Origin of the sequence: Nonomuraea sp. NPDC050383 (genome assembly GCF_044459125.1) — a bacterium.
Lineage (GTDB): Bacteria > Actinomycetota > Actinomycetes > Streptosporangiales > Streptosporangiaceae > Nonomuraea.
In genome coordinates this window covers 31,540-47,274 of the sequence record NZ_JBITIP010000004.1, presented here as the reverse complement: position 1 = coordinate 47,274, position 15,735 = coordinate 31,540, and the positions used below count along the sequence as shown (strand labels likewise).

Below are 15,735 nucleotides of genomic sequence, written 5' to 3'. Positions count from 1 at the left end.
TGCTCGGTGCCGAATGGTGGCCACGAACAGTGGTACGGACGTGCACAGGGCCGGACAGGCCTGATCGTCCGAGCGCGTGTCCGCGGGCCGGGCTCTTGTCAGCCGGCGTGGGCGATGTCCCGCTCCCGTTCCCGGATGGACTTGCTGCCGCTTCGCAGGGAGCGCAAGGCGTTGCCGATCACCGGAAGCCGGAGGCTGTGCCCCATGAGGGGCCGGAGGGCGACCTGCCGCTGGTTGTCCGGGGTGAAGAAATACCGCTGTTCGACGCCGTCGGCCTGGTAGTAGGTCATGTGCGGGCGGAGCTGTGTCTCCCAGGCGCGCAGAGCGCCGCGGATGTCGCCGGGGTGGCGGTGCAGCATGCCGGCGAGCAGGTCGGCTCCGGCGAGCCCGGCGGAGATCCCCATGGCGGCGTAGAGGCTGGGCGACCACGCGGAGTCGCCGACCAGTACCACCCGGCCGTGCGACCAGGCGTCCATACGGGGTTGCTCCACCGAGTCGAACAGGAACTCGTCGGCGGCGTCGAGCGCGTCGAGCGCCTCGCCGAGCAGTCGGCCCGTGGGCTGAGGTCCGTACGCCGCGCGGACCCGTTCGGCGGGCCGGCCGGTGAACTCGGCGTCGACGTCGTCGGTGCGGTAGGAGAAGAGCACGGTGGGCGGGTGATCGGCGAACGGGAAGACCCACATGGCCCGGCCGGGCTCAAGGAGGCTCGCCCCCTCGTGCGGGGAGAGCCCGCCGACCGGACCCGGCAGCATCGTCGCCGCGATCATGTAGCCGAGCCGGTGCAGATAGCTGTCGTGCGGGCCGAAGACGAGACGCCGGACCGTGGACCGCAACCCGTCGGCGCCCACGACGAGGTCGTATCGCTCGGTCACGGAACCACCGTCGTGTTCGAGGGTCACCTCGGCGCCGGAGGCGTCCTGCTCGATGTGGGTGGGGGTCGTCGCGTAACGGATCTCCACGTCGTGCGGGAGCGCGGCGAAGGCGGCCCGTTCCACGTCGCCGCGCAGCATCGTGCGAGGTGAGACCGGCAGGTCCCCGAACCCCACGCCGGGCCTGCGGACGCCGGCGCGATCCACCGTGTAGGTGATGCCTCCGGGCGGCGATCGGTCGGGGAGGGCGTCGAGAATGCCGAGTCGCCGCGCGGCGGCCTGGCCGGCGCCGAACAAACCGACGAAGTAACCACCCGATCGGCGGCCCGGCGCTCTCTCCACGATCACCGGCTCCCAGCCGATGCGCCGCAGGCCGATCGCCGTGGCGATGCCGCTGACGCCGAGGCCGACGACCAGGGCCCGTTTCCTGCTGCTGCTCAACGCTGTCATGGCTCGCTCCTCAGGGGACGAAGACGACGCGGTCGTCGGTCTCGGCGGTCCACGCCTGCGTGACCTGGGCGAGGGGGACGGCGCGGGCCCGTACGTCGATCGCGCCCGCGGCCACCGCTGAGGCCAGTTCCGGCAGTTCGGCGAGGATGTCCCGGGCGGGGACCGAGCCGATGCCGCTGCCGACGATCTGCAGGCGGGCGGAGCGCAGCGCCACGGAGGGGATCGGCGCGCTCTGGCCGGCGATGGATCCGATCTGGATCCAGGCCAGCGGGGCGGAGCGGTCGGCGCGGGCGGTGAGCATCGTCATCATGGCGCCGGCGGCCCGCTCACCCCACACGTAGTCGATGACCACATCGACGTCGGCCGCGCGGCCGATCTGGTCGAACGTGATCGTCTCGTCGGCGCCGAGCGCGGTCAGCGCGCTCAGGCGGGTGGTGTCACGGCCGGCGGCGATGACCTGGGCGGCGCCGAACAGCTTGGCGATCTGGACGGCCATCCGTCCGGCGTTGCCGGTGGCGCCCAGGACGAGGACGCGCCGGCCGGCCTGGAAGTCGACGCGCCGGCGCAGCGCGATCCAGGACGACATGGCCGGGTTCATCGCGGCGGCGATCCGCACGGGGTCGATGCCGCCGGGCAGGATCACGCTGCGGCGAGGGTCGATGAGGGTGCGATCGGCGAACGTCCCCAGCGGGGTGTCGTCCACGACCACGTAGCGGACGTTGCCCTCCTCGTCCCGTACGACGCCGTCGACGCCGGGGACCAGCGGGTACACGCCGTCGGCGGAGTAGTGCGAGCCGTTCGCCTTGGCCCTGGTCAGATGGTGCAGGCCGGTCGCGAGGACCTCGACGACCATCTCGTCGCCGTGGCGCGGCGCGGGGTCGGGGTGGTCGCGATAGACCGGCGGGGCGTCGGCGGCCTGGATGACGGCAGCGTGCATGGTGACCTCCAGAAGGTTTGTTTTACCAACTACTCCTATGATTGTTGGTAATACAAACCTTGTCAACCGCTGCGGCGTGATCGCTGCCGTATCCGTCGATCACGCCCCCTGCGGAGTCACCTCCCGTGCGGCAGGCGGCATGGGCGGACCTGGATCCAGGTCCGCCCCAGGGGCTGGTCGCTCCCGCTGCTCAGCCGTTGTACTCGCTCGCGACGTCCACGACCCAGACGACGCCGAAGCGGTCGGTCAGCATGCCGTAGAGCGGAGCCCACTGCGCGGGTCCGAGCGGCTGCGCGATGCTCGCCCCCTCGGAGAGCCTCTCCCAGTAGGCGGTGATCTCCTCCGCGCTGTCGCCGCGCACGGACAGGAAGAACGAGTTCTCGCCCCGGTCCCACGGCAGCCGCGAGGGCACGTCATAGGCCATCACGTGGAAGCCGCGGTCCGAGACCACCTGGCCCCACATCACCTGGTCGGCCTCGGCCGCGTCCTGCGGGTTCCCGGCGTCCTTGTACGTGACGACGGACAGGTGACCGCCGAAGACGGACTGGTAGAACTCCAGCGCTGCGCGGGCGTCGCCCCGGAAGTTCAGATGAGTGACGGACTGGACGGACATGTCGCTCCTATCGGTTCGGGACGCTGTGCAGCGCCTCACAGGGGACAACAGTCACAGGGGTAGGGGTCAGGAAGTGGCCGCTACTGCGGGAGAGCGGAAAACGTGCCGGGAACACGCTGGTCGACGACCAGGAGGCTCTCGCCCGGCATGGTTGGTATTGCCAACCATGCCGGGCTAGCATGACGGCATGAGGACCGCCGACGATGCCATGGACGCCCTCGTCCGGACCACCTTCGAGGTGGCGGGCGTGCTGACCCGCATCGGCGGCGAGCATGAGCTGTCGCTCACCCAGCTACGGGTGCTCGGCATCCTCCGCGACCGCCGGGCCCGCATCACCGAGCTGGCCGACTACCTCGGCCTGGACAAGTCCACGATGTCCGGCCTCATCGACCGCGCCCAGCGCCGGGGGCTGCTGACACGCGGCAAGAACCCCTATGACGGCCGGGTGGTCGAGGTCTACATGACCCCTGCCGGGCACGAACTCGCCGCACGCGTGGAGGACGACATCCGGCGTGCCCTGACGCCCGCGACCGGCCGCCTGAATCCGGAACAGCTCGATCGGCTCGTCAGCCTGCTCGACGTCGTCTCGGCCCGCTCGTCGCCCGCACAGGCCGTGGAGGGGCCGACGGCCGAGCGCTGATGGTCGCACAGGGTTACATACGGTTCCTGATGTCTGCGGCGTTCGCCCCATCGAGGTGGCCCGGCGGTGCGCCTCAGGTCACCAGGCCCCTGCGGTAGGCGTAGACCACCGCCTGCACGCGGTCACGCAGGCCGAGCTTGGTGAGGATGCGCGACACGTACGTCTTGACCGTCTCCTGGCTGATCACCAGGGTGGCGGCGATCTCGCTGTTGGACAGGCCGTCGGCGATCAGGCGCAGCACCTCCAGCTCGCGCGGCGTCAGCGCGGTGTCGTCCGGCCTGTCCCGGGAGGGGCGGATGCGGGACGCGTACCTGCCGACGAGCTGCCGCGTCACCTCGGGCGCCAGCAGCGCGGCGCCCGCCGCGACGGTGCGGATGCCGTGCAGCAGCTGCGCCGGCGGGGCGTCCTTGAGCAGGAACCCGCTCGCGCCGGCCCGCAGCGCCTCGTAGACGTACTCGTCCAGGTTGAACGTCGTCACCACGAGCACCTTGACCGGATGCTCCACCCCGGCGCCGGCCAGCAGGCGGGTCGCCTCGATGCCGTCGAGCACCGGCATCCGCACGTCCATCACCACGATGTCGGGGCTCAGCCGGCGGGCCAGGTCCACCGCGGCACGGCCGTCGCCGCACTCGCCCACCACCTCAAGGTCCGGCTGCGCATCGATGATCGTCGCGAACCCGGTGCGGATCAGCGCCTGGTCATCGCAGACCAGGACCCGGACCGGCGCAGTCACGACGGGCTCTTCGCGGGGATGCGGGCCCGTACGACGAAGCCGCCACCCGCTTGCCGGTCGGCGCTGAACTCGCCGCCCAGGGCGTCCACCCGCTCGCGGAGCCCGGCCAGCCCCCGCCCGCTCCCGCCGGGAGAGACGGCCCGGGAGCCGGCGCCGTCGGTGCTGACCTCCACGCTGATCTCCTTCTCGCCGTAACGCACCCGGACCACTGTGCGGGTGCCGTGGGCGTGTTTGAGGGCGTTCGTCAGGGCCTCCTGGACGACCCTATAGGTCACGAACTCGGCGCTGCCCGCCGATTCCGCCGGACTGCCCTCCTCGGCGAACTCCACCGGCTGCCCGGCCTGGCGGGTCTGCTCCACGAGCGTGTGCAGCTCGCCGGCGGAGGGCACGCTGACGTCGGTGTCGTGATCGGCTTTGAGCAGGTCGAGCATGTGCCGCAGATCGGTGATGGCCCGCCGGCCGGTGTCGGTGACGGCGCTCAGCGTCGCGTCGAGGCGATCGGGCGCGGCCATCAGGTAGCGGGCCGCCTCGGCCTGCACGACCATCGCCGTCACGTGGTGCGTCACGACGTCGTGGAGCTCGCGGGCGATCCGGGTGCGTTCGGCGGCACGGGTGGCCTCGGCGACGTGGCGGCGGTGTTCCGCCTCGGCGGCGCGGGTGGAGCGCAGCCAGGCTCCGATGCCCCACGCGAGGGCCAGGGCCAGGTAGAACACCACGTACCCTTCCACCTTCTCGGTCGCGCCGAGCCGGTTGAGCGCGAACGCCAGCGGCACGTACGCCATGGAGAGGATGATCACGGTGACGCGCCGGTGGCGCTCCAGGTGGGCGCCCGCGCTGATCAGCGCGATGGGCATCGCGTTGCTCGCCAACACGTGGTAGGCGTGCAACTGGTCGAGGGCGAAACCGAGCGAGACCAGAGCCAGGCACACGGCCGGCCAGCGCCGGCGCACGGCGAGCGGAAGGGTCTCCAGGGCGATCACCACGAACGCCAGCGCGTCGAAGGGCCGGGTCGGCAGGTCGCCGACCTGGGTCCCCTTGCCGTAGAGCGCCGGCAGGAGCGATGCGACGGCCAGCAGCAGCCCGAACGGTAAATCCCGGACCACGACGTCGCACCGCCGCCACAGGTCCGTGACCCGCCGTAGATCGATCATTGGGCGAGCGTAGTGGTCGCGCCGCGCCGCATCGGGACCACGTTGCCGCGCCGGCGGGCCAGCCACATGAACACGACCATCAGCAGCAGGCCGGACACCACCGCGTACAGGCTCGCCTCCGGCCCGAACTCGCCGCCCGTGAGCAGGGCTGGGCCCGAGGTCACGCCGTGCAGCAGCCCCTGCGTCGCGCCGTTGCCCGAGACCTCGGTGCCGAAGATGCCGGCCGCCGCGAAGTTCCAGCCGAAGTGCACGCCGATCGGCACCCACAGGGTGCGGGTGGCGGCGTAGGCGGCGGCGAGCATGCCGCCCGCCTCGATCGCGATGGCGATCGCTCCCCACAGGTTGGCGTGCGGGTTGAACAGGTGCGACAGGCCGAACAGGACGCCGGTCAGCGCCAGCGCCGGCCACGTCCCCGTGCGTTCCTCGACGATCCTGAACAGGATGCCGCGAAACAGCAGCTCCTCCGTCACCGCGGCGGCGGCCATGAAGCCGAACAGCCCGGCCGCGCCCGCCGGCGAGCCCAGGCCGTCGATGCGGTAGCCGCCCACGAGAGCGATGTTCGCGATGACGGCCGCGAACAGCGCGACCCCGAGCAGCGTGCCTCGCGCGATGGCGCCGGCGGCGCCTCGCGCCGCCACCTCCACAGGTGCGCGGCGCTCGGACCACCGCACCACGCGGGCGTACACGAACACGGCGAGCACGGCCGTCGCGACGCCGAGGAGCAGAGTGAGGAGCGGGCTCCCCTGGACCGCGCCCACGATCGCGCTGCCGACGAAGGCGACCACCGCGACGGGCACGAGCTGTTTGAACAACCGCATGACTACTCCCTGGGGATTCCGCGACGGGATGCCGCCGCTACGCCGGAAACGCTAGGGATTCGGCGGCCTGGAATCGTCCCCGCGCGGTGGACACTCGCGGGTAGCTCGCACGGGGGACAGGCGCACATGCGATTCGTCGCACGGCAGAGCGGGGCGATCGCGGCCCTCACCGGCGGACCCGCTTTGTCCCCCGCCCGAGCTACCGGTGAATGTCCACCGTGCGGGGACGATCTCGGACCGCCCGATCCGTAGCGTTACGACACGGCCACGGCGCCCTTTCCACTGCGCAGCCGTGCGCCTCACCCCCGCATCCACTCCCTCACTGGAGGACCTATGCTCCGCAAGATCAAGACAGCCGCCGTGACCACGCTGTGCTGCACCGTGCTCGGCGCGGGGGTCGCCGGCTGCGACGGCGACGCGATGGAGAACTGGGACCCCTTGGCCCCGGCCACGCGGACGGCCCAGCCCGCCCCGATCTCGGGGACCAAGAAGATCGAGGTGGCGGGCCGGTCGGTGAACGTGTCCTGCTCGGGCGACCCGGAGAAAGGCAGGCCGGTCATCGTGCTGATGCACGGGGCAGGCGACGGGCTGGACAAGCTGGCCGCCGTCCAGAAGACGCTGAGCAAGCAGAACCGGGTCTGCTCCTACGACCGGCTCGGCTCGGGCGGGAGCGACCAACCGGACGGCCCGCAGAGCTTCGCCAGCACCGGCAAGATCCTGACCGGGGTGCTCGACCGCGTCGCCGCTGACAACCCGGTCGTCCTGGTCGGCCACTCGCTGGGCGGGCTGATCGCCGCCAGGTACGCCCCCGACCACAAGGACCGGGTCAAGGGGCTGGTCCTGCTGGACGCCACCCCGTCCACGATGCTGGACGACATCAAGAAGTCGATCCCCGAGTCGGCCAAGGGCCCGGCGGCCGAGTTGCGCGCGCAGAACCTCGCGGTCTTCCAGGGCCAGAACCCGGAGAAGCTCACCGTCGTCGACGGCGAGGTCCGCTCCGCGGGGAACATCCCGGTCGAGGTCATCAAGCACGGCAAGCCCTACCTCAAAGCCATCCCCGAGTACGGGTCGCGCCTGGAGAAGGCGTGGGCCGCGGGCCAGCGCAAGTGGCTCGGGCTGTCCAGCGCCGCCAAGCTGAGCACGGCCGCCAACAGCGGGCACTACATCTACGTCGACGAGCCCGACGTCGCCGTCCAGGCCATCGAACGCGTCACCGCGCAGGCCGCACGTCAGGCGCAAGGCGAGTAATGCCGCGGGAAGCGGCGCAGGGCCCGGCCGGCGCCGCCCGCGCCCCGCGCCTTCTTAAGACTTGACTTAATTAAGCTCTCGCTGACATAGTTCCTGGGTGCACGCTTTCGATGTCCTCGGCGACCCGGTGCGTCGCCGGATACTGGAGCTGCTCGCCGACGGGGAGCAGGCCGCCGGCGCCATCAGTGAGGTCGTCCGGGCGGAGTTCGGCATCTCGCCACCTGCGGTGTCGCAGCATCTGCGCGTGCTGAGGGAGTCGGGTTTCGTCACCGTCCGTCCGGATGGTACGCGGCGCCTCTACGCGGTGGAGGCAGCACCTCTGCAGGAGGTCGACATCTGGCTGGAGCGCTTCCGGCAGTTCTGGAGCCAGCGCATGGACGCGTTGGCCGCCGAACTCGTCCGCGGCAAACGCGAACGCCGCGAACAGCGCGACAACGGTGGAAACGCAGCTGGGACACCGGATCGTCATCAGGGGACTGAGTCTGTCAGCGAGGAGGACACGTGATCGACGTCATCAACCAGATCAACGCCACTCAGCGGGAGATCGGCAATCAGGCGGTCGCCACCGGTGAAGGGCGGTCGGTGCTGCTGCGCCGGGTCTACGACGCCCCGATCGAAGACGTCTGGAGCGCCTGCACCGACCTGGAGCGGCTCGGCCGATGGCTGGGCCAGGTCGAGGGCGACCTGCGGGTCGGCGGCACGTTCCAGCTCAAGGACAACGCCGGTGGCGAGATCCTGCGCTGCGAGAAGCCCCGTCTGATCAAGGTGACCTGGGTCTTCGGCGAGGGCATGCCGACCGAGGTCGAGGTGCGCCTGGCGCCCGGCGACGACGGCCGCACCATCTTCGAGCTGGAGCACGCCTCACCCGCCCAGATCGTCGACGAGCTCGTGCGCACCTACGGTCCCGGTGGCACGATCGGAATCGGCTGCGGCTGGGACCTCGCGCTGCTCGGCCTCGACCTCTTCCTGAACGGCGTGACGTTCGACCCCGCCACCTGGCAGGACACGCCCGAGGGCAAGGAATTCGCCGTCCGCAGCTGCCACGCCTGGGGACCCCCGATCCAGGCTGCCTGGGGAACCGGTGACGACGACATCTCCGCGGCCATCGCGTTCGCGGTGCGGCACTTCGCCCCCGAGACCGGCGGCGACCGCTGATGACCCACGACGTCACCTCCAGCGGCAGGGCGCCCGCGGCGGACACCGGATCGACGAGAGCTCTGCTGACCTGCGGCATTGTCGCCGGACCGCTCTACATCGTCGTGGTCGTCCTGCAGCTGCTCACCAGGGACGGGTTCGACATCAGCCGGCACCCGGCCAGCATGCTGAGCAACGGTGACGAAGGCTGGATCCAGATCGCCAACTTCGTGGTCAGCGGTCTGCTGTTCGTGGCGGGTGCGATCGGGCTGCACCGGGTCCTCGGCCCGGCGGCGGGTCCGGGAGGCACGTGGGGGCCACGGTTGATCGGTGTCTTCGGTGCCGGGATGCTGGCGGCGGCCGCCTTCTCCGCCGACCCGGCCGACGGCTTCCCGCCGGGCACCCCGAGGGGCCTTCCGACCACGATGAGCTGGCACGCGGCGGTGCACCTGCTGGTCTCCGCGATCGCCTTTCTCGCGCTCGTCGCCGCGTGCTTCGTCCTCGCCCGGCGGTTCCTCGCGGCCGGCCGTACCGGTTGGGCGGCCTTCAGCGGCGTGACCGGCGCGGCCTTCCTCGCCACCTGGAGCCTGATCTTCGCCCTGCAGGGATCCCGCCCCGCCAACGTCGCCTTCGCCCTCGCGATCGCCCTCGCGATGGCATGGGCGTCGCTCCTCGCCGCGCACCATCGGCCCCACCGGCCGGCACCCGCCGCGCCGGTGATCCATCTGATGGGTAAGAGGCTGAGGTGACTGAGACGACGGTAGCCGAGGTGATGGCCGAGCTGGCCGCGATCGAGGACCCGAGAACCCGCGAGGTGAACGAGAAACACGGTGACGATCACGGTGTGAACCTCGGCAGGCTGCGCGCGCTCGCGAAGCGGCTGAAGACGCAGCAGGAGCTCGCGCGCCGGCTCTGGCAGACGACTGACACCGCGGCGAGACTGCTGGCGATCCTGATCTGCCGCCCGAAGGCGTTCGAGCGTGACGAGCTGGACGTCATGGTGCGCGAGGCGCGCACCCCCAAGGTGCACGACTGGCTCGTGAACTACGTGGTGAAGAAGAGCCCGCACGCCGAGGAGCTGCGCCTGGCCTGGTCCGCCGATCCCGATCCGGTGGTCGCGAGTGCCGGCTGGGCGCTGACCGCCGAGCGCGTGGCCAAGAGGCCCGAGGGCCTCGACCTGGCGGGACTGCTGGACGTCATCGAGGCGGAGATGAGAGACGCCCCGGCTCGCCTGCAGTGGGCGATGAACAACTGCCTGGCTCAGATCGGGATCGAGCATGCCGAGCACCGCGCCCGCGCCATCGACATCGGTGAGCGCCTGGAGGTGCTCAAGGACTACCCGACTCCGCCGAACTGCACGTCTCCGTTCGCCCCCATCTGGATCACCGAGATGGTGCGCCGACAGCGCGACAAGTAAAAAGCTCGTGCCGCCGCTCCTCAGGACCCGCGACAGGTGACACCGGTCAGCTACGGCTCACCTCGCCTCCTATGCCGCGGTAGATGCCGCCGATCTTCTTGGCGTCCATGTAGTCCTCCGGGCTCGCGCCCAGCTGAGCGGCCAGCTCTTCCTGGTCCGGCTTGGTCTGGCTGCCTTTCCAGCGCAGTCCGATGCGTGCTGCCAGGCTTTCGAGGTAGTCCAGCCGGTCCCGGGGCTCTCGGTCGATGACCTGCTGGAGTCGCGTGTCGATCTCGGCCACGACGTCTTCGGTGGCGTGCGCCTGACCTTGTTCGCAGGAGTCGATGACCGGGATGGCCGCCTCCAGCGTTCCTGAGCGGATGAGGACATCCGCGGCGTCCTGGATCAGCTCCGGCACCGCCCGCACCTGGCTTCCGGGGATCCTCCTGCCGAACAGGTCACGCAGGCGCAGGAGGTCGGCCACGACGCTGTGCCGCCAGCGGCGCTCCTGCCTGGGCGGAGTCAGGTCCCGGCCGGTGCCCATCGTCTGCAGGGTTCGTTCGAGCACGTCGTACGCGGCCGTCGCGTCCCGCCACGAGTCCGCGTCGAGCCAGGTCTCGATCGCCTTGCTCGTCCTGTCAGCGTCGACTCTTCTCGTACTCAGGAAGTCTCTGTAGGCCGTCTGGTCGTCCTGCCGGCTGAGGCGGTGGCGCAGGCGGGCCCAGGCCAGGACGAATCGCGCGTACTGCTCGCGGGCATCACGTCCTTCTTGGGTGACGGCCCGGCTCAGCTCGTGCAGATCTCGCCCCTGGGCTCCCTCCGGGGGCAGCGGAAGCTCTTCCAGGGGAATCCCGAACACCTTGGCCATGGCGATCGCTTCGTCGAGGCTGATCGCCCGGCGGCTTCCGTCCGGCTTGGAGTTGACGATCTTCGAGATCGCCGACTGGTGCGTGGGGCAGCCGGCGTTCGTCAGCTCCTGCGCCATCCGCTCCTGGGACCAGCCCCGCTGGCGCATTTCCCACGCGAGTCGCAGGGCGACGTTCTCCTCGCTCAGCCTGCGCGGATTGCGGCCGTGGCCGGGCTCGGCCCTCTCGTCGGACATTCCGCCACCCATCATGACTCGCGTCATCCTGATCCAGCCCGGAAATCATCCCATGGGGATGGCATCGTCTGGGCGCCATTCGACCGATGGGCGGCTCTCCGGGCGGAGGGGGCCACGCCGCCGTCCGGCCGTCGGGCATGCGGTGAGTGCGAGTTTGTCGGTCTTCCCCGCAATACTCGCCGCTGACGATCACCGATGAGGTGTCGGCGATGGCGCGGTTCCCCCGTCGCCTGAACGACCAGCCCTACTCGAACACAGCGCGGAGGTACCGGCATGAGCACAGCGGCGAGCGGCAGCGTCGAGGACGAGGACCGGCTGACGATGCCGGCCGCCTGGCTGCGCACTCTTCATCCGCGGCGGGGCGGTGCGCAGGTCCCCGCGAGAGCGCTGGACGCGGGCGCGCCCAAGGAGCTCGCCGCCAGGCTGGACGAGCGTCGCCGATCGATCCTCGACTCGCTGGCGAAGTGTCCCGACCCGGAGATCGCCGCCGCGGGCGCCGCATACCTGGCCGGGGAGCCCACCGCCACGCCGCTGGGCGCCGCCGCGGTGGCCGAGGCGATGACCGGTTTCCTGCCATGGGCGGACCGGACGTTACTGCCCCTGTTCGCCGAAGTCTGGCTGCTCGAACATGGCCTGGTGTTCGCGGCGACGGCCGTGACCGAGCTGGCCTCGCTGCAGTGGGATGCCGGCGGGGACACCCGGCCGGTCCGGCGGCTGGCTCCCCATGAGCCCCACAACCGCTGGTTCGGCTGGAATCGGTCAGAGCTCACCAGGCGGGTCCGTGCCGCCCTCGCGGCCGCGTCGGACGCCGAGTACGCCGAGGCCGTCGCGGCGCTGGCGGTGAGCCGTGAAGGCGGGCTCCACCATCGGGTGGCGGCTTCCTACCTGGCGCCGACCGAGGCCGACTGGGTCGCGGCCGACTGCGCCGAGGTGAGCCAGGTCAATCCGGGGCTCGCCCACAACCTGGTCGCCGCGATCAGCACGCCGGAGCACGCGGCGCTCATCGTGGGCCACGTGCAGGGCTACTTCGTGATGAGCTCCCTGGCGCTGCCCGCCACCCTCGTGGACGGCATGGGCGACGCGGCCGTGCCGGTGCTGGCCGGCTGGTTCGACAAGCTCTACGACGCGGAGAGCGAGCGGCGGCTGCTGGGAGTGCTCGCCGAGCTGCCGGCCGACGCGGCGATGCGGGCACTCCTCGACCGGATCGAGCACAAGTACACCCAGCCGGCGCTCCTGCGCGCGGCGGCCCGCTTCCCGCGCCGGGCGATGCGGATGCTGGCCACCTGCGACGGCAAGGTCGCGGACCTGCTGCTGCGCGCCCACGTGCTGGCCCATCCCGACCTGGTGGCCGAAGTCCTCACGAGCGTCGGTGCTGCCGCCGCTGAGCGGATCAACAAGATCGCGTCCGCCGCGACCGTCGCCACCGCTCCGCTCGAGGCCCTGCCCGAGGTGCTGGTCAGCCCGCCGTGGACCCGTCCGCGTACGGTCCGCAAGCCGGTCGTGGTGAGTGGCCTCGTTTGTGCCGATGAGCCGGCCGTGGTGTGGGGGCCGGGCGAGCGGGACAACTGGCGCTCCGCCCGGCCGGGGCAGGACTCATGGGATCGCCCGTGGCACCGGAACTGGGAAGAGATCGCCGGCGGGATCGCCGATGGCCGGACGAGCCACTGGTACGACGAGATCGCCCTGTTCGTCTCCGGGCCCGAGGAGCTGGCCGGACCGTTGGTCGCGAAGTGGAACCCGGCCGACCTGTGGGGAGCCTCCGAGTGGATGCCGAAGGTGGTGGCCAGGTTCGAGCTGGCAGCGCTGCCCCCGGTGCTGGCCGGCGCCCGGCGCAACCCCGGCGCGATCGCTCCGGCGCTGCTTCCGTTCGCCGCCCCGGAGATCGCCGTGCTGATGGCCGAGTGGCTGGCCCGGCTGAAGTCGGTGCGCGCCACCGCGCTGGCGTGGCTGGCACGCCACCCCGAGGCGGCTGCCAGGGCGCTGATCCCGCCGGCTCTGGGCAAGCCCGGCGCGGCCCGGCGACAGGCCGAGCAGGCGCTCGCGGCGCTGGCCGCGAGCGGCAGCCGCGACGCCGTGGCGCGGGCCGCCGCGGGGTACGGCCCCGTCGCCGAGGCCGCGGTCGCCGACCTGCTCGCGGCCGACCCGCTCGACGCGCTGCCCGCCAAGCTGCCCGTGCTGCCCGAGTGGGCGGACGTCGCGGTCCTGACACCGATCCACCTGCGCGGCGACGCGGGTGCGCTGCCGGCCGAGGCGGCCCGCCACGTGATGACGATGCTGGCGATCTCCCGGCCCGGTGATCCGTATGCCGGTCTCGCCCTGGTCAAGGAGGCCTGCGACAGCCGCAGCCTCGCGGACTTCGGCTGGGCGCTGTTCCAGCGCTGGCAGGCGGCCGGCTACCCGTCCAAGGAGAGCTGGATGATGGACGCGCTGGCACTGCTCGGCGACGACGAGACCGTCCGACGGCTGACGCCGTTGATCAGGACCTGGCCCGGCGAGGGCGGGCACGCGCGGGCGGTCGCGGGCCTGGACCTGCTGGCCGGCATCGGCTCCGAGGTCGCGTTGATGCACCTGCACGGCATCGCCGAGAAGGTCAAGTTCAGCGGGCTCAAGAACCGGGCCAGGCAGAAGATGGACGAGGTCGCCGCGGGGCTCGGCCTGACGCCGCAGGAGCTGGCCGACCGGCTGGTGCCGACCTTCGGACTGTCCGCCGACGGCAGCCTGACCCTCGACTACGGCCGCAGGCAGTTCGTCGTCGGCTTCGACGAGCAGCTCAAGCCGTACGTGACCGACGCCGCGGGGAAGCGGCTCAAGAACCTGCCCAAGCCGGGGGCGAACGACGATCCGGAGCTCGCGCCCGCCGCCCACCAGCGGTTCGCCGGGCTGAAGAAGGACGTGCGGGCCGTGGCCGCGGACAACATCCGCCGGCTGGAGCAGGCCATGGTCAACCGGCGCCGCTGGAGCGGTGCGGAGTTCAAGCGGCTGCTCGTCGGCCACCCGCTGCTCTGGCACATCGTACGGCGGCTGGTGTGGGGCCGCTACGACACCTCGGGCCTGCTCACGGGCGCCCTGCGCGTGGCCGAGGACCGCAGTTTCGCCGATGTCGAGGACGACACGCTGACGTTGCCCGACGAGGCCGTCGTAGGGGTGGCGCACCCGCTGGAGCTGGGGGAGGAGCTGGCCGCGTGGGCCGAGATGTTCGCCGACTACGAGATCCTGCAGCCTTTCCCGCAGCTGGGCCGGGAGACCTGTCAGCCGGACGAGACGCTGCTGTCCGAGATCAGCGCCGCCAAGATCCCCACCGGGAAGGTGATCGGCCTGGAACGACGTGGCTGGCGGCGGGGCGCGCCACAGGACGCCGGCATCCAGTGCTGGATCGAGCGTGACGTGCCCGACGGCAGGACCATCACGATCGGTCTCCTGCCGGGCATCGCGATCGGCTACCACGAGTTCGCCGAGGAGCAGACCCTGGAGGGGGTCGGCCTCGACAGCCTCGACGGCCTCGACCCGATCACCGTCTCCGAGATCCTGCGGGACCTGCGGGAGATCACCCGATGAACGAGCACGTCCAGCGGCCCCCGGCCGAGATCCGCTACGCCGGCGAGCTGGCCCGGCTGCGGGAGAACGACACCGACGCCCGACCGCCCGGCTGGGCGTTGAGCCTGCGCGCCGCCCGGCGCTTCGTCCTCGGGGACGAGAAGCTGGGCATCAGCCGCAAGTTCGTGGGTGATCCTTCACTCATCGATCGATCCCTGGTGACGCTCGCGACCAACCGCGGGCTGATGCTGGTGGGTGAGCCGGGCACAGCTAAGTCGCTGCTGTCCGAGCTGCTCGCCGCGGCGGTGAGCGGAACCTCGACGCTCACCATCCAGGGCGGAGCGGCCACCACCGAGGACCAGATCAAATATTCGTGGAACTACGCGCTGCTGGTCGCCGAGGGCCCGTCCACCCGGTCGCTGGTGGCCGCTCCGCTGCTGCGCGGCATGGCCGAGGGCAAGGTGGTGCGTTTCGAGGAGATCACCCGGTGCCCGCTGGAGGTGCAGGACTGCCTGCTGTCGCCGCTGTCGGACCGTGTGCTCGCCGTGCCGGAGCTGACCGGTCCGGAGGCGATGGTGTTCGCCCAGGAGGGGTTCACCATCATCGCCACCGCCAACACCCGCGACCGCGGCGTCAACGAGATGAGCGCCGCGCTCAAGCGCCGGTTCAACTTCGAGACCGTCTTCCCGATCGCCGACTTCGACACCGAGCTGCTGCTGGTGGAGGCGGAGGCCACCGCTCTGCTGAAGCGGTCAGGCGTCGGCGCGCCGCCACGGCGCGACGTGCTGGAGGTCCTGGTCACCGCCTTCCGCGAGCTGCGCGAGGGGCAGACCGCGCGCGGTGACGCCACCGACCGGCTGTCCGGGGTGATGAGCACCGCCGAGGCCGTCTCGGTCGCGCATGCCGTCGGACTGCGCGGCTGGTTCCTGCGCGGAGAGCCCGGCACCCCCGCCGATCTGGTCTCCTGCCTGGCCGGTACGGCGGCCAAGGACAACCCGGAGGACCTGGCGAAACTTCGCAGGTACCTGGAGCAGAAACGGCACGGCGACCAGTGGAAGGCCCTGTACGAGGCCCGCCACCTGCTTCCGGGCTGACGATGGCGGTCACATT

Annotated in this window: 15 protein-coding genes; 8 read left to right on the top strand and 7 right to left on the bottom strand. The window is 71.2% G+C overall.

Going from position 1 to position 15,735, the window contains the following annotated elements; genetic code table 11:
• Positions 1-98: 98 nt before the first annotated feature.
• The 3 genes from ACIBG4_RS11660 to ACIBG4_RS11650 all read right to left on the bottom strand — a co-directional run bounded on the left by ACIBG4_RS11660 (position 99) and on the right by ACIBG4_RS11650 (position 2,869).
• Entirely contained in the window at positions 99-1,319 is a 1,221-nt protein-coding gene (locus ACIBG4_RS11660) for an FAD-dependent monooxygenase (RefSeq protein ID WP_397201762.1), read from the bottom strand.
• A gap of 10 nt (positions 1,320-1,329) precedes the next feature.
• Positions 1,330-2,256 carry a zinc-binding dehydrogenase gene (locus ACIBG4_RS11655; RefSeq protein WP_397201761.1) on the bottom strand — a complete coding sequence of 309 codons (927 nt, stop codon included), beginning with the start codon at positions 2,254-2,256 and terminating at the stop codon, positions 1,330-1,332.
• A gap of 190 nt (positions 2,257-2,446) precedes the next feature.
• A complete protein-coding gene (locus ACIBG4_RS11650) occupies positions 2,447-2,869 on the bottom strand; it encodes a VOC family protein (protein ID WP_397201760.1) in 423 nt (140 codons plus the stop codon).
• A 187-nt stretch (positions 2,870-3,056) separates the two neighbouring features.
• Between ACIBG4_RS11650 and ACIBG4_RS11645 the strand changes: the two genes are divergently transcribed.
• Positions 3,057-3,509 (top strand): MarR family winged helix-turn-helix transcriptional regulator, encoded by a 453-nt coding sequence (locus ACIBG4_RS11645; protein ID WP_397201759.1) that lies wholly within the window; start codon positions 3,057-3,059, stop codon positions 3,507-3,509.
• 73 nt (positions 3,510-3,582) lie between these two features.
• Here ACIBG4_RS11645 and ACIBG4_RS11640 read toward each other — a convergent pair whose 3' ends face one another.
• From ACIBG4_RS11640 to ACIBG4_RS11630, 3 genes are read right to left on the bottom strand one after another with little or no spacing between them, the layout of a single operon-like run.
• Positions 3,583-4,242: a response regulator transcription factor gene (locus ACIBG4_RS11640; RefSeq protein ID WP_355446328.1), complete on the bottom strand. Its 660-nt coding sequence runs from the start codon at positions 4,240-4,242 to the stop codon at positions 3,583-3,585.
• Positions 4,239-5,393, bottom strand: coding sequence for a histidine kinase (locus ACIBG4_RS11635; RefSeq protein ID WP_397201758.1), 1,155 nt, complete (start codon positions 5,391-5,393; stop codon positions 4,239-4,241). Before ACIBG4_RS11635 ends, ACIBG4_RS11640 begins: the two co-directional genes overlap by 4 nt.
• Positions 5,390-6,211, bottom strand: a complete 822-nt coding sequence (locus tag ACIBG4_RS11630) for a lysostaphin resistance A-like protein (RefSeq protein ID WP_397201757.1) — start codon at positions 6,209-6,211, stop codon at positions 5,390-5,392. The genes ACIBG4_RS11635 and ACIBG4_RS11630 overlap by 4 nt, the downstream gene beginning before the upstream one ends.
• A gap of 333 nt (positions 6,212-6,544) precedes the next feature.
• Between ACIBG4_RS11630 and ACIBG4_RS11625 the strand changes: the two genes are divergently transcribed.
• The 5 genes from ACIBG4_RS11625 to ACIBG4_RS11605 all read left to right on the top strand — a co-directional run bounded on the left by ACIBG4_RS11625 (position 6,545) and on the right by ACIBG4_RS11605 (position 10,010).
• Positions 6,545-7,459, top strand: coding sequence for an alpha/beta fold hydrolase (locus tag ACIBG4_RS11625; protein ID WP_397201756.1), 915 nt, complete (start codon positions 6,545-6,547; stop codon positions 7,457-7,459).
• Positions 7,460-7,556: 97 nt separating this feature from the next.
• Positions 7,557-7,964 carry an ArsR/SmtB family transcription factor gene (locus ACIBG4_RS11620; protein ID WP_397201755.1) on the top strand — a complete coding sequence of 136 codons (408 nt, stop codon included), beginning with the start codon at positions 7,557-7,559 and terminating at the stop codon, positions 7,962-7,964.
• Positions 7,961-8,614, top strand: coding sequence for an SRPBCC domain-containing protein (locus tag ACIBG4_RS11615; protein ID WP_397201754.1), 654 nt, complete (start codon positions 7,961-7,963; stop codon positions 8,612-8,614). The genes ACIBG4_RS11620 and ACIBG4_RS11615 overlap by 4 nt, the downstream gene beginning before the upstream one ends.
• Complete coding sequence (locus ACIBG4_RS11610; protein ID WP_397201753.1) at positions 8,614-9,342, top strand: DUF998 domain-containing protein; 729 nt, start codon at positions 8,614-8,616, stop codon at positions 9,340-9,342. Before ACIBG4_RS11615 ends, ACIBG4_RS11610 begins: the two co-directional genes overlap by 1 nt.
• A gap of 23 nt (positions 9,343-9,365) precedes the next feature.
• Entirely contained in the window at positions 9,366-10,010 is a 645-nt protein-coding gene (locus ACIBG4_RS11605; protein WP_310714792.1) for a DNA alkylation repair protein, read from the top strand.
• A gap of 46 nt (positions 10,011-10,056) precedes the next feature.
• On the opposite strand, the gene ACIBG4_RS11600 is transcribed toward ACIBG4_RS11605, so the two are convergent.
• Entirely contained in the window at positions 10,057-11,091 is a 1,035-nt protein-coding gene (locus ACIBG4_RS11600; protein WP_397201751.1) for a helix-turn-helix domain-containing protein, read from the bottom strand.
• A gap of 273 nt (positions 11,092-11,364) precedes the next feature.
• On the opposite strand from ACIBG4_RS11600, the gene ACIBG4_RS11595 reads away from it, so the two are divergent.
• Both ACIBG4_RS11595 and ACIBG4_RS11590 read left to right on the top strand, forming a co-directional pair.
• Positions 11,365-14,646, top strand: a complete 3,282-nt coding sequence (locus ACIBG4_RS11595; protein ID WP_397201750.1) for a DUF4132 domain-containing protein — start codon at positions 11,365-11,367, stop codon at positions 14,644-14,646.
• Positions 14,643-15,719: an AAA family ATPase gene (locus ACIBG4_RS11590; protein ID WP_397201749.1), complete on the top strand. Its 1,077-nt coding sequence runs from the start codon at positions 14,643-14,645 to the stop codon at positions 15,717-15,719. The genes ACIBG4_RS11595 and ACIBG4_RS11590 overlap by 4 nt, the downstream gene beginning before the upstream one ends.
• Positions 15,720-15,735: the final 16 nt, after the last annotated feature.